A 13587-nucleotide genomic window follows, 5' to 3' on the forward strand; every position below is an offset into this window, starting at 1 on the left:
TCGACTCACTAAGTGGTTTGCTTGCCTCGCTAAGCGTTGCCTGCTCTGCCGTCTCAGTGGGGTCGCATTATAGGGAGATCCAAAAACAGATCAACCCTTTTTTGAAGAAAACTTGAAAAAACATACTGTTCGATGAGTATTTGAACTAAACACACTAAAAAAACAACATTGCTTTCATTTTATTAACATGTATCGTCAATTTTGCTTTGAAGCGGTAGGCTAAGATCCGACGATCTTCATATACAAACTCACTCCCCATAAGATCACAAGGATCATTAGTGAAAGCGTGACGGCTGCAGAGCCCATATCTTTTGCCCTGCCTGACAAAACATGTAGTTCTGTGCTTACTCGATCAGTGAGTGCTTCAATTGCTGAGTTTAATAATTCAACAATTAATACCACTAACAGTGAGCACATAAGAATTGCCCAATGAAGTAATGAAGATGCCAGCAGAAATGAAAAAGGAAAAAGGATTATGCAGATCAGCAACTCTTGCCTGAATGCAGCTTCTTCTTTAAACGCTGCTTTAAATCCTAGATAGGAGCAGTATGTGGCTTTAAATACACGCTTGAACCCTAATCCATTTGGTTTGAATACATCTTTCATTAAATAAGCTCTTTTAAAGGTCAAAAGAAAGCCCCGCAATGCGAGGCTTTATATTTTAGGCTACGCCGTATTTATCACGATACGCTTTTACTGATACTAAATGTTCACCCATTGTCCCTTGGTTTTCAAGGTAACTAATCAAATCAGCAAGTTTAACAATAGAGATTACCTGTGTATTAAAGTCGCGCTCAACCTCTTGAATAGCAGAGAGCTCAGCTTTACCTTTTTCCTGACGATCTAGTGCTATTAATACACCACTTAAGTCTGCGCCATTATCTGCGATGATTTCCATTGATTCGCGAATTGCGGTACCCGCAGTGATCACATCATCCACCAGCATGATTTTACCATTTAATGGTGAGCCTACTAATGTACCGCCTTCACCATGCGCTTTTTTCTCTTTGCGGTTAAAGCAATAAGGTACATCTTTGTTGTAATGATCTGCTAATGCTACAGCTGTGGTGGTAGCGATTGGAATACCTTTATAAGCTGGTCCAAATAAAACATCATATTCTATAGCCGCATCTTCTAGAGCTGCAGCATAAAAACGGCCTAACCGTGCTAAATCACGTCCAGTGTTAAATAAGCCTGCATTAAAGAAGTATGGACTAGTACGGCCTGATTTAAGGGTAAACTCACCAAACTTCAGAACCTGCTTTTCTAGCGCAAATTCAATAAATTCTTTTTGGTAATCTTTCATTTTTTTGCTACCTACTTATTTATGCTAATGCTTGCTTTTGAACGTCAATGATCTCTCTAATAGAGTGTTTTGCTAATGTAAGTAACTCATCAAGCTCATCAAACGAAAACGGTTCGCCCTCTGCCGTGCCTTGAACTTCAATAATTTTACCTGTTTCAGTTAAAATTACATTCATATCAGTTTCTGCCGCTGAGTCTTCAATATATTCTAAATCACTTATAGCTTGGCCCTTATATATGCCAACTGAAATTGCAGCAATCATATGCTTAAGCGGGTTTGAATTAATCATACCCTTGGCACGCATGTGGGTTAGTGCATCGACAAGTGCAACACAAGCACCGCTTATTGATGCTGTGCGTGTTCCACCATCGGCCTGAATGACATCACAATCAATAGTAATCGTGTTTTCGCCAAGTGCTTTTAAATCAACTGCCGCGCGAAGTGCACGTGCGATCAAACGTTGAATTTCCATTGTTCGGCCACCTTGCTTACCACGAGACGCTTCTCGAGCATTGCGCGTGTGTGTTGACCTTGGAAGCATGCCGTACTCAGCATTTATCCACCCCTTACCTTGGCCTTTCATGAAACGCGGAACGCCCGATTCAACCGTAGCTGTACAAAGTACTTTGGTATTACCAAATTCAACAAGTACAGACCCTTCTGCATGCAAAGTATAATTACGTGTAAATGATACGGGTCTAATTTGATTTGGTGTTCTTTGGCTTGGACGCATTGACGATCCCCTTAATTCATAATTTGCCACATTATAAGTGTATGTGAGTACAGATACCATGCTGATTTAACAAATACCTGGTTGCAAAACATTCAGCTACTTAAATTTTCCCTAGAGGTTGGAGAGTGTTTCGGTATAATAATAATTAATTATGTATTATAAAACTTAGGAAACCATCCATGATCCACAGTATGACAGCTTATGCGCGTCGCGAGATAAAAGGCGATTGGGGCACTGGCACTTGGGAAGTTCGATCAGTTAACCAACGTTACCTTGAAACCTTTATTCGCGCACCAGAGCAATTTCGTGGGATGGAGCCTGTTATTCGTGAACGCTTACGTAAACATCTACAGCGCGGTAAAGTAGAAGTATTTTTAAAGTTTGTTGCAAACCCAGCTCATGTTGGTGAGTTATCAATTAATCAAGCATTGGCTGAACAACTTATAAATAGTGCTAAATGGGTTCAACAGCAAAGTAATGGTGAGATAAACCCAGTTGATATTTTACGCTGGCCTGGCGTAATGGAAGCCGAAGAACTGGATATGGACAGCGTAAACACAGCGCTAATTGCAGGGCTAGATGAAGTAATTGAGGACTTTAAATCAGCACGGGGTGATGAGGGCGCAAATTTAGAAGAAATGATAGCAACTCGCCTTGATGCAATTATAGAGCAAGTGAACACTGTAGAAACTCACATGCCAGAAATTACTAAATGGCAACGTGAGAAGCTCGAACAAAAATTAGAAGATTTAACGACAAATATTGACGAGTCTCGTCTTGAGCAAGAACTAATTTATCTGGCACAAAAACAAGACGTAGCTGAAGAACTAGACCGCTTAAAATCTCATGTTAAAGAAACTAAAAAAATTCTTAAAAAAGGCGGCGCATGTGGTCGACGTCTAGACTTTATGATGCAAGAGTTTAACCGAGAAGCAAATACCCTCGCTTCTAAGTCTATTAATAGCGATATTACTAATGCGGCAGTGGAGCTTAAAGTTCTAATTGAACAAATGCGTGAGCAGATCCAAAATATTGAATAGCGTAAAGTACGCCTGTGACTCACTTGAGCACAAATAGCTAAATAAAGTACAATGTAATAATTAAAGGCTTGGGTTATTTATAACTCAAGCCTGTTTATTTTTTGATAGAGAAAAACATGGCTCAAACTCGCGGAAACTTATTTATTTTATCAGCGCCATCAGGTGCAGGTAAGTCTAGCTTAATTAATGCCTTACTTAAGAAACATGCAGATATGAAAGTATCGGTATCGCACACCACTCGCTCACCTCGCCCAGGTGAAGAAAATGGCGTTCACTATCACTTTGTAACTACTGATGAGTTTAAGGCATTAATTACCAAAGATGATTTTTTTGAGTGGGCACAAGTTTTTGATAACTATTACGGTACATCAAAACAAGCTATTGAGTCGCAACTTGACGCAGGCATAGATGTATTTTTAGACATAGACTGGCAAGGTGCGCAGCAAGTTCGTAAAATTATGCCAAGCGTGCAGACTATTTTTATTTTACCGCCTTCTAAAGCAGAACTTGAACAACGCTTAAATAACCGCGGCCAAGACTCTGCGGATGTTATTGCGTCTCGTATGGCCAAAGCACAATCTGAAACATCTCATTTCAACGAGTACGATTTTGTTATTGTAAACGATGATTTTGATACTGCCCTTGGTGATATCGAAACGATTGTTATGGCGCAGCGTTTAACATTAAGCGCTCAAGAAATTCGTAATAAAAAATTACTAAATGACCTTTTAAAGTAAATTAAGGGCATTTAATTAGGTCATACTCAGTAAAACTGATAAAAATTGACCACTACCTATTGGCGAAAGTCCCTGCGTACAGTAAACTACGCCTTTGCTTTTAAATTATTTTTGGAGTGCTGAGATGGCTCGCGTAACAGTTGAAGATGCAGTAGATGCAGTTGGTAATCGTTTTGACTTAATTTTAGTTGCGGCTCGTCGTGCCCGCCAAATTGCTGTTGGTGGTAAAACTCCACTAGTAGACCCTGAAAACGATAAACCAACCGTTGTTGCTTTACGTGAAATTGAATTAAACCTTGTTGATAGCTCATCAATGGATTTAATTGACCGTGAAGAACAACAACATCAAGAAGCAGCAGAACTTGCTGCTGTTGCTGCTATTGTTGGTGGCAACCAATAATCGACCTCCCGGTCTGATTTAGCCAACGGCGCAGTATTTCTACTATAGCCGTTGGCAATCCTTTCTTTTCATCGTATATTCTTAACTTACCGTTACCTAATTTGCTTCACTAGAACATTGGAGTGTGAATGTATCTTTTTGAAGGTCTAAAAAAGAAAATTTCTGAATACTTACCTGCTGCTGAAGTAGAGCTGGTACAAAAATCTTACGTGGTAGCACGAGAGGCCCATGAAGGTCAAACTCGCTCAAGCGGCGAGCCTTACATTACTCACCCCGTTGAAGTAACTCAAATCCTCGCAGGTATGCACCTTGATCATGAAACACTCATGGCCGCATTAATGCACGATGTAATTGAAGATACCGACTTTAGCCAACAAGACTTAGCTGAGATTTTTGGCGAAACCGTCGCAGAACTTGTTGAAGGTGTAAGTAAGCTTGATAAGCTAAGCTTTAAAGATAAAAAAGAGTTTCAGGCTGAAAACTACCGAAAAATGATCATGGCAATGACACAAGACATTCGGGTTATTTTAATCAAACTTGCCGATAGAACACACAATATGCGCACCCTTGGCGCACTTCGCCCTGATAAACGCCGCCGCATTGCGCGTGAAACACTTGAAATATACGCACCCATTGCAAACCGTTTGGGTATTCACGATATAAAAAATGAACTGGAAGACTTAGGTTTTCAAGCATTATACCCTATGCGCCATCGTGCACTTAAGTCGGAAGTGGCTAAAGCCCGTGGTAACCGCAAAGAAGTTATCTCCAATATTCAAACCGAAGTAGAAGCTCGCTTAGAAGAATCGGGCATTGCTGCTACTGTATCTGGACGCGAAAAACACCTTTATAGCATTTATAAAAAAATGCTAAATAAGGAGTTGCTGTTTAATGAGGTAATGGATATTTATGCGTTTAGAATTGCCGTCGATTCAATGGATACCTGCTACCGTGTATTAGGCGTTGCGCATAATTTATATAAACCTATTGAAACTCGCTTTAAAGATTACATTGCGGTACCTAAAACAAATGGTTACCAGTCGTTGCATACTTCGCTTGTTGGCCCGCATGGTATTCCTGTAGAAATACAAATTCGTACTCATGATATGGATCATATGGCCGACAAAGGCGTTGCAGCACATTGGATGTATAAAAAAGCTGGCGATGGTGCAGGAAATACGTCTCAGCAACGTGCTCGTCAGTGGATGCAAAGCTTACTTGAACTTCAACAAAGTGCAGGGTCGTCATTTGAATTTATTGAAAACGTTAAAACAGAATTATTCCCTGAGGAAATTTACGTATTCACCCCTGATGGCCGAATAGTTGAACTACCAATGGGTGCTACTGCGGTCGATTTTGCGTATGCAGTTCATACCGACGTAGGCAATACCTGTGTAGGCGCGCGTGTTAACCGCAAACCTTACCCGCTAAGTAAACCACTAGACACAGGCCAAACAATTGAAGTGATCACCAGTTCAGGCGCTCACCCTAATGCAACTTGGCTTAACTTTATTGTGACAGGTAAAGCACGCTTAGGTATTCGTAATTACCTTAAGAGTCAGCATCATGAAGAAGCTATGTTGCTTGGTAGACGCTTACTCGACTCTGCACTAGGCGAAAACAAGTTAGATAGTATTCCTGATGAAAATATTGCACGCGTTCTTGAAGAGCATGAGCTTTCGACCTTACTTGAGCTGCTTGTAGAAATTGGCGCTGGTAATTTAATGAGCGTACTCATAGCCAAGCGTTTGTTGCAAAATGATTCTGACGACTTGACCGACATAACTAAACAAGCCAAAGCGACCATTATTGGAACAGAAGGCATGTTAGTCAATTACTCTAAATGTTGCCGCCCTGTCCCAGGTGATGCAATTACTGCACACATAAGCCAAGGTAAAGGATTAACAGTTCATCGCCAAGAATGTAAAAATATTCGTGGCTGGGAAAGTGAACGATCTAAATACCTGGTCGTAAAATGGGATGATAACCCTGAAAAAGAATACATAGCAGCCCTTAGAGTAGAGATTATTAATCATCAAGGTGCGTTAGCTAAGTTAACCAACGTAGTTGCCACAACCCACGCTAATATTGTTGAAATAGCGACTGACGAAAAAGAAAGTAATTTATATGTGATAGACCTTGGAGTCACGGTTAAAAACCGTGTCCATGTTGCCAACATTATGCGAAAAATTCGCGTAATGCCTGATGTGCAAAAAGTCTATCGAAAAAAATAACATAGGAAAAACATGAACAAAGCATTTATATCCACCGAAAAAGCACCTGCAGCAATAGGTACTTACAGCCAAGCAGTTAAAGTTGGCACTGCAGTATACTTGTCTGGTCAAATTCCATTAGTACCTGAGACTATGGAAGTTATATCAGAAGACTTTAGTGAGCAAACACATCAAGTATTTAAAAATATCACAGCAGTGTGTGAAGAAGCCGGTGGTAAAATTCAAGACTTAGTTAAAGTAAATATTTATTTAACTGATTTATCTAACTTTGCTGTCGTTAACGAAGTAATGAGCCAGTACTTTAAGCAACCATACCCTGCACGTGCAGCAGTTGGTGTACGTGCTTTACCAAAAGGTGTACAAGTTGAGATTGACGGAATAATGGAACTGCCTTCAACTAACTAATATTTTTCCTGAGCTATAGACCCACTCTATAGCTCACACCTGTCCTCTTTTTATACTATATTGTTATTTTTACTATCTTGACTCCGTCTTCAATTTCTATCACTCTGTAACTATGTCATTAATTTACTAAAACTTTAGTGGTTAAAAAGGATTAGCTGTGTTTAAGCTTGCTCATAATGGGAATGTTTTACTCGATGTAAATAAACACCCGCCTCCAAGTGCTACATTTGTTATTGAAGCAATAGAAATGTCTAAATTTTGCGACTGTAAAATTGATTACGACGCAATTAATGCATTCTTCAAAGATAAAAGTACAGAGCCAGTACTTATCGTCGCGACCAAATACGATGCAAAGTTAGAGGTTGTCATCAGTGATGATAAAATGATGGCTACTGGCGAGCTTACCGTCGCGCAAGGCGGTGATTTACTCAGCCTAGATGATGCAAAAAAACAGCTAGTCAAAGCAGGTATAGTTCGTGGTTATAAGCAAGCATATTTAGAACAACTATTACAAAAGCAATTTACTGCTAAAGCAGGTGAGGTTGTGCAGGGTATTTTGGCTCAAGGCCGCCTGCCCAGTGATGGCTTAGCAACTAAACTCGTTACCAAAGTAAGAACTTTAAAAGACCATCTAAAAACCCCAAAGTTAAAAGAAGATGGCAGCGTTGATATGCGTGACTTTGGTAAAATGGCAAGTGTTGAGCCTGGTGCGGTACTTATACGCCAGCAACCCGCAACTCCAGGAAAAGAAGGCTTTACTGTACTTGGCGATATATTACCGGCGAAACCGGGTGACAATAAACAACTTGTTGCCGGTGAGGGTACCGAGATCTCTAAACTTAACCCTCTAGAGTTAGTATCAACCATATCAGGTGTGCCTATTGAAATTACTAACGGAATGCGCGTAGACGATATTTTTACTATTCCCGATGTCAACGTTAAGAGCGGTCATATTGATTTTGAAGGCAGTGTGATTGTTACTCGAAATATAGAACCTGGAATGAAAGTAACCGCCAAAGGTGATATTACAATATTTGGTACTGTTGAATCTGGTGAGTTAACAGCCGGCGGTAATATTACTGTTAAGCAAGGCGTTATTGGGCATCAAAAATCTGACGACAAATCGCTTTCGTGTAAACTTATATGTGAAGGCGACATTCATGTATCACACTCACAATATTGCTATTTAGAAGCTGCGAATATTTTTATTGAGCGACAAACTAGCCACTGTATTATGAAGGCACGTCATGCACTAAAGGTAGGTCAACCAGATTTACCTAAAGGAAAGATATTTGGCGGTGAGATTTTAGACGCGACAACATTGATTGCTGGTGAAATTGGCAACGAATCGGGTGCTAAATTGGTTATTAATTTAGCAAGCTCCGGCGGTGATATTACTGCTGAAACTGACGAGTGCTTTAAAGAGCTTGCTAAAACGGAGCAGCAATTAGACTCCTTACAACCTGCATTAGAAAAAGCAGACTTGCTTAAAGATCCAGAAAGAAAAAACGAACTTATCAATAAAATTGGTGCTACTCAGTTACATCTATGTCAACAAGCAGAGCAATATGAAAGGCAACTCTCATCATTAGAGAATAACCTTCATGAATTACTTACAAATACACACTTAATCGTCAATACAGTTTTACATTCAGGTGTGGAAATACATATTTTTGATAAAGTTCTTAAAACAAACCGTAATTACCCACCTTGCACAATAAAACTGATGAATAACAAAGTAGAAGTTGAGTTTAAAACATCGTGAATATAGAGTGCTAAAAGCAGCACTCTTATATCTTTCATTAGAGTAGACCGTCAACGCTTGCATGTGTTTGTGTTGACCATACTCCAACTTGAACTTGCCCAATATGTTCCTTTTGCAGCAATAACATAGCCAAACGTGATTGCCCAATACCACCACCAATAGTTTGTGGAAACTGACTTTTTAATAATGCCTTATGCCAATCCAATTGCAGGCGGTCATCATCTCCTGTAATGCTCAACTGAGTTTTTAGTACCTCAGGGCTTACACGAATCCCCATAGAAGATATCTCAAAAGAATCTTCCAGTATTGGATTCCATACTAAAATATCACCATTGAGCCCTATATATTGTTCGCTCGTTGGTGTAGACCAATCGTCATAATCAGGCGCTCTTACATCGTGAATTTGACCATCGCCTAATTGACCACCAATCCCAATTAAAAATACAGCACCATATTTTTTTGCTATTGCTTTTTCGCGATTTTTAGCAGTAAGGTCAGGGTACATTTTACGAAGCTCTTCACTGTGCACAAATTGAATATCACTTGGTAAAAAAGGATCAAGCGAAAAGTGTTCGCTAACAAATTGCTCTGTTTCTTTTATGCCTTTATAAATTGATTCAACTGTACGTTTGAGGGTAGTTAAAGAACGTTCTGTTGATTCACAAATTACCTTTTCCCAATCCCACTGTTCAACGTAAACCGAGTGAATAGGACTTAGCGACTCTTCATCAGGGCGCAGTGCCTTCATTTGAGTGTAAAGGCCTTCACCTTTACTAAATCCATACTCACCTAACGTTTTACGTTTCCACTTTGCTAGCGAATGCACAACTTCGTATTGGCTATCAGCAATCGCTTTTACATTTACTGCTACAGCGTTTTCATGACCGCTTAAATTATCTTGTGTGCCATCACCTACTTTTGCAAGAATAGGTGCCTGCACTTCGACTAGCCCTAACTGCTTTTCCAATTGCCGTGAAAAAAATTGCTTTACGCTGCTTATTTGCAACTGCTGCTGCACATAGTGTGAACTCATAATAATTGGCCTCATTCCCAGTTATTGTTACTTACTTTATTTTTAATAACGCACCTAACAGATGCTACTAATGAAGTTACTGTAACGATTTAAACTTTTAATTCAATAACCCATAATAAAAATAGCTTTAATGTATTAATTCGACTAATTTAAAGGGTATAAAAATGTGAATTCACTAATTTAAATAAGAAAAAATAATGGAAAATTATCAAATCGATAATCTCGATAAACAAATACTTCACGCTTTAATGGAAAACGCCCGTACAGCTTATGCAGAATTAGCTAAACGTTTTAACGTAAGTGCCGGTACTATTCATGTGCGTGTAGAAAAATTAAAACAAGCAGGAATTATCACAGGTACCCAATTAAGTATAAATACAAAGCAACTTGGCTATGACGTTTGCTGTTTTATTGGTATTAATTTAAATAATGCACGCGACTATCCTGAAACACTCATTAAACTCGAAGCGCTTGAAGAAGTTGTTGAAGCCTATTACACCACCGGTAATTACAGCATTTTTATTAAAGTAATGGCTAAATCAATCGACCACTTACAGGATGTATTAATAAATAAAATTCAAGCGATAGAAGCTATTCAGTCCACCGAGACACTTATTTCATTACAAAACCCAATTAGCCGCACAGTGATGCCTTAGTACATAAAATTTCGTATAATTAACAAAAAAGAGGATCACCATGCAGCAAAATCGCTATCAACGAATTAAAGACGTCTTATCGCGTCGCCAAACCGACTTAACCGTGTGCCTAGAAGACGTGCACAAACACCATAACCTATCGGCTATTGTAAGAAGTGCCGATGCAGTGGGTTGCCACCATGTACATGCTGTATGGCCTGAAAACCAAAAATGGCTAACTAATAACACCTCTGGCGGGAGTAAAAATTGGCTAGAAACCCACCTTCATAAAAATATTGATGATGCTGCAACCATGATGCGACAGCACAACCCAAATGTACAAATATTAGCCACGCACCTGAGCGAGGATGCCGTTGATTTTAGAGAAATAGATTACACAAAACCCACAGCAATTATTGTTGGGCAAGAAAAAACCGGGATCTCAGCACAAGCCCTTAAGCATGCCGATCAAAACATAATTATCCCTATGCAAGGCATGGTGCAATCTCTTAATGTTTCTGTGGCTGCAGCACTCATTTTATTTGAAGCACAACATCAACGCGAAAAGGCAGGGCTATATAGCCGTAATATGTTGAGCGAAGATATAAAACACCCTATGTATTTTGAAGGCTACCACCCCGTTATAGCTAAACAATGCCGTATAAAAAAACTACCTTACCCGCCACTCGATGAAGAAGGTGAAATAATTGCTGACGATGAATTTTGGCACGCTTTAAAACATGCTTGATGCTTAGCGAGCCTGTGAGTACACTTAACTCATTCACAAATAAAAAGATTTGAGCCTACATTGTCTAAACCTAGCTTAAACCAATACCCCATTACGGAACTTAAAGGGGTCGGACCTAAAATGGCCGAACGCCTTTTAAAGCTAGGTATTAAAAACGTGCAAGACATGCTCTTTCACTTACCGCTTAGGTACGAAGATAGAACCCGTATTTATTCCATCAACGAACTGTCATTACACAGCCATGTGAGCATTGAAGCAACAATAGAAACAAGCCAGATCACATTTGGCAAAAGACGTATGCTCGTTGTGCAAGTAAATGATAATACAGGGAGGCTCACACTTAGGTTTTTTAATTTCAGTGCAGCACAAAAAAATGCATTAAGCCCTGGAAAAATAATACGTTGCTTCGGCGAAGTTCGCCGCGGGCGTGCTGGCTTTGAAATGAGCCATCCAGAATACAGTTTAAGTGATACACCAAGTGAGCAGCCAACAGCTTCAACATTAACGCCAGTTTACCCAACAACAGATGGTTTAAAGCAATTATCTATTAGGGCCCTAAGTGAACAAGCTGTAGAGCTGCTTAATAAATACTCTGTTGAAGAACTGTTACCCGTGCAATGGCAACCTTCTCAACTTGCACTAGCTGATGCCTTATTATTGCTTCATCGCCCACCTAGTAATATCGACGTTAATGAGCTAGAGCAAGGAACACACCCTGCTCAGCAGCGTTTAGTATTTGAAGAATTACTTGCACAAAACCTAAGCTTATTAAAAGTAAGAGAGCAAGGACAGCAAGCAAAAGCAGTGTCTCTAAGTTCTACAAATAAATTAGAGCCTCAATTTTTATCACAATTGCCTTTTGCGCCAACCAATGCACAAAATCGTGTTGTGTCAGAAATTAAAGTTGATCTAGCATCTCCTTATCCTATGATGCGCCTAGTTCAAGGCGATGTAGGCTCTGGCAAAACCTTAGTTGCGGCATTAAGCGCATTAACAGCAATAGCTCAAGGGTTTCAAGTAGCTTTAATGGCACCTACTGAAATACTTGCAGAGCAGCATGGTATAAGTTTCACCTCATGGTTTAAACAATTAGGCATAGACGTAGCATGGCTTGGTGGAAAAACAAAAGGTAAAGAACGTACAGCAACACTAGAAAAGATTGCCTCTGGTGAAGCACAAATGATTGTAGGAACACATGCTTTATTCCAAGATGAAGTAAAATTTAACAACCTAGTACTTATAATTATTGATGAACAACATCGGTTCGGTGTTCATCAGCGTTTAACACTAAGAGAAAAGGGGCAATTTAATGGCTGTTATCCACATCAACTAGTGATGACCGCAACCCCCATTCCACGTACTTTAGCAATGACAGCTTATGCCGACTTAGAAGTCTCAATTATTGATGAGTTACCACCTGGGCGAACACCTATTACTACAATAGCACTTCCAGACACGCGTCGTGACGATATAATTACTCGCGTTAAATCTGCTTGCAATGAACAAGAACGTCAAGTTTATTGGGTATGCACACTCATTGATGAGTCTGAAGCACTGCAATGCCAAGCAGCTGAAGATAGTGCTGTGCAATTGAAGGAAGCCTTGCCAGATTTAAGTATTGGCTTAGTACACGGACGAATGAAGCCAGCAGAAAAGCAGTCCATCATGGACGACTTTAAAAGAGGCCTTATACATGTTTTAGTTGCTACAACAGTAATTGAAGTAGGTGTTGACGTACCTAACGCAAGCTTAATCATTATTGAAAACCCAGAGCGCTTAGGTTTAGCACAATTACACCAGTTACGCGGGCGAGTGGGAAGAGGGAGTATTGCCTCCCATTGTGTTCTTTTATACCATGCACCACTTTCGCATACCGCTCAAAAACGCTTAGGTGTACTTAGAGACAGTAACGATGGCTTTGTGATAGCCGAGCGGGATTTAGAAATACGCGGCCCAGGTGAAGTCCTAGGAACTAAGCAAACAGGCTTAGCAGAATTTAAAATTGCTGATTTAACCCGAGATAAACAAACTCTAAATCAAGTAAGACCCATTGCACAACAGATGTTAAGTCAATACCCTCAATATGTAGATCAACTCATTCAACGCTGGTTGGGCAATAAAACAAACTACGCACAAGCATAACCCCATTATACTTATTCCAACATCACTCTAGGTAGTAAGTGGTTTTCAAATATAGTGTACAGTCTTCTAGCTGAAACCTCTGGATGTAAATGCATATACGCTGATTACTTCCTACCCTTAGCCTTATAAATTATGTTGTAGTGCCCACAGCGGTAGAGAGTCACAGTGAAATGTTACCTACCATAAGTCAGTGTATTGAAAGCCAAAACACTTTTCACAAAGAGGCGCTTCGCTTAAGAGACGCGACGCTTTAGAGAAGAGAATGCTGAAGATTACTTTTCTGCAGACGTAAAAAAGCCCGACTATTGCTAGTCGGGCTTTCTACTATTTGGAGCCTGGTAATGTCCTACTTTCACATAGCAAATGCTACACTATCATCGGCGCTGTTTCGTTTCACTACTGAGTTCGG

General features: G+C 39.9%; 13 protein-coding genes. 9 read left to right on the forward strand and 4 right to left on the reverse strand.

Going from position 1 to position 13587, the window contains the following annotated elements:
• Positions 1-219: 219 nt before the first annotated feature.
• Genes R0J88_RS18435 through rph form a run of 3 tightly spaced genes read right to left on the reverse strand, consistent with a single transcriptional unit; the run spans position 220 to position 2039 of the window.
• A complete protein-coding gene (locus tag R0J88_RS18435) occupies positions 220-606 on the reverse strand; it encodes a diacylglycerol kinase (protein WP_006794747.1) in 387 nt (128 codons plus the stop codon).
• Positions 607-661: 55 nt separating this feature from the next.
• On the reverse strand, positions 662-1306 hold the full coding sequence (gene pyrE / locus R0J88_RS18440; protein ID WP_006794746.1) for an orotate phosphoribosyltransferase: 645 nt from the start codon (positions 1304-1306) through the stop codon (positions 662-664).
• 19 nt (positions 1307-1325) lie between these two features.
• Positions 1326-2039, reverse strand: a complete 714-nt coding sequence (rph, locus tag R0J88_RS18445) for a ribonuclease PH (RefSeq protein ID WP_006794745.1) — start codon at positions 2037-2039, stop codon at positions 1326-1328.
• A 179-nt stretch (positions 2040-2218) separates the two neighbouring features.
• On the opposite strand from rph, the gene R0J88_RS18450 reads away from it, so the two are divergent.
• From R0J88_RS18450 to R0J88_RS18475, 6 genes are all read left to right on the forward strand, one after another.
• Entirely contained in the window at positions 2219-3079 is an 861-nt protein-coding gene (locus tag R0J88_RS18450) for a YicC/YloC family endoribonuclease (protein ID WP_008130686.1), read from the forward strand.
• Positions 3080-3195: 116 nt separating this feature from the next.
• Positions 3196-3816: a guanylate kinase gene (gene gmk, locus R0J88_RS18455; protein WP_203985825.1), complete on the forward strand. Its 621-nt coding sequence runs from the start codon at positions 3196-3198 to the stop codon at positions 3814-3816.
• 124 nt (positions 3817-3940) lie between these two features.
• Positions 3941-4216, forward strand: a complete 276-nt coding sequence (gene rpoZ, locus R0J88_RS18460) for a DNA-directed RNA polymerase subunit omega (RefSeq protein ID WP_006794742.1) — start codon at positions 3941-3943, stop codon at positions 4214-4216.
• 128 nt (positions 4217-4344) lie between these two features.
• A complete protein-coding gene (gene spoT, locus R0J88_RS18465; protein ID WP_008130682.1) occupies positions 4345-6450 on the forward strand; it encodes a bifunctional GTP diphosphokinase/guanosine-3',5'-bis pyrophosphate 3'-pyrophosphohydrolase in 2106 nt (701 codons plus the stop codon).
• A 12-nt stretch (positions 6451-6462) separates the two neighbouring features.
• The gene (locus R0J88_RS18470) at positions 6463-6855 is read left to right on the forward strand and encodes a RidA family protein (protein ID WP_006794740.1); all 393 of its coding nucleotides are present in this window, start codon (positions 6463-6465) and stop codon (positions 6853-6855) included.
• Positions 6856-7012: 157 nt separating this feature from the next.
• Complete coding sequence (locus R0J88_RS18475) at positions 7013-8620, forward strand: DUF342 domain-containing protein (RefSeq protein WP_410900668.1); 1608 nt, start codon at positions 7013-7015, stop codon at positions 8618-8620.
• Positions 8621-8657: 37 nt separating this feature from the next.
• Here R0J88_RS18475 and asnA read toward each other — a convergent pair whose 3' ends face one another.
• Positions 8658-9653 (reverse strand): aspartate--ammonia ligase, encoded by a 996-nt coding sequence (gene asnA, locus R0J88_RS18480; protein WP_410900669.1) that lies wholly within the window; start codon positions 9651-9653, stop codon positions 8658-8660.
• Between the two features lie 197 nt (positions 9654-9850).
• Between asnA and asnC the strand changes: the two genes are divergently transcribed.
• The 3 genes from asnC to recG are packed head-to-tail and all read left to right on the forward strand — an operon-like array spanning position 9851 to position 13178.
• Positions 9851-10309 (forward strand): transcriptional regulator AsnC, encoded by a 459-nt coding sequence (asnC, locus tag R0J88_RS18485; RefSeq protein WP_039038562.1) that lies wholly within the window; start codon positions 9851-9853, stop codon positions 10307-10309.
• A gap of 40 nt (positions 10310-10349) precedes the next feature.
• On the forward strand, positions 10350-11036 hold the full coding sequence (trmH, locus tag R0J88_RS18490; RefSeq protein ID WP_243532442.1) for a tRNA (guanosine(18)-2'-O)-methyltransferase TrmH: 687 nt from the start codon (positions 10350-10352) through the stop codon (positions 11034-11036).
• 60 nt (positions 11037-11096) lie between these two features.
• A complete protein-coding gene (gene recG, locus R0J88_RS18495) occupies positions 11097-13178 on the forward strand; it encodes an ATP-dependent DNA helicase RecG (protein WP_410900670.1) in 2082 nt (693 codons plus the stop codon).
• Positions 13179-13587: the final 409 nt, after the last annotated feature.

The sequence above is a fragment of the Pseudoalteromonas sp. SIMBA_162 genome (assembly GCF_046535955.1).
Classification (GTDB): Bacteria; Pseudomonadota; Gammaproteobacteria; order Enterobacterales; family Alteromonadaceae; genus Pseudoalteromonas; species Pseudoalteromonas marina.

Coding starts and splice junctions, on each gene's coding strand:
- asnC (WP_039038562.1), top strand. CDS start 9,851: ATGGAAAATTATCAAATCGATAATCTCGATAAACAAATACTTCACGCT.
- rph (WP_006794745.1), bottom strand. CDS start 2,039: ATGCGTCCAAGCCAAAGAACACCAAATCAAATTAGACCCGTATCATTT.
- R0J88_RS18450 (WP_008130686.1), top strand. CDS start 2,219: ATGATCCACAGTATGACAGCTTATGCGCGTCGCGAGATAAAAGGCGAT.
- pyrE (WP_006794746.1), bottom strand. CDS start 1,306: ATGAAAGATTACCAAAAAGAATTTATTGAATTTGCGCTAGAAAAGCAG.
- asnA (WP_410900669.1), bottom strand. CDS start 9,653: ATGAGTTCACACTATGTGCAGCAGCAGTTGCAAATAAGCAGCGTAAAG.
- R0J88_RS18435 (WP_006794747.1), bottom strand. CDS start 606: ATGAAAGATGTATTCAAACCAAATGGATTAGGGTTCAAGCGTGTATTT.
- trmH (WP_243532442.1), top strand. CDS start 10,350: ATGCAGCAAAATCGCTATCAACGAATTAAAGACGTCTTATCGCGTCGC.
- spoT (WP_008130682.1), top strand. CDS start 4,345: ATGTATCTTTTTGAAGGTCTAAAAAAGAAAATTTCTGAATACTTACCT.
- R0J88_RS18470 (WP_006794740.1), top strand. CDS start 6,463: ATGAACAAAGCATTTATATCCACCGAAAAAGCACCTGCAGCAATAGGT.
- gmk (WP_203985825.1), top strand. CDS start 3,196: ATGGCTCAAACTCGCGGAAACTTATTTATTTTATCAGCGCCATCAGGT.
- rpoZ (WP_006794742.1), top strand. CDS start 3,941: ATGGCTCGCGTAACAGTTGAAGATGCAGTAGATGCAGTTGGTAATCGT.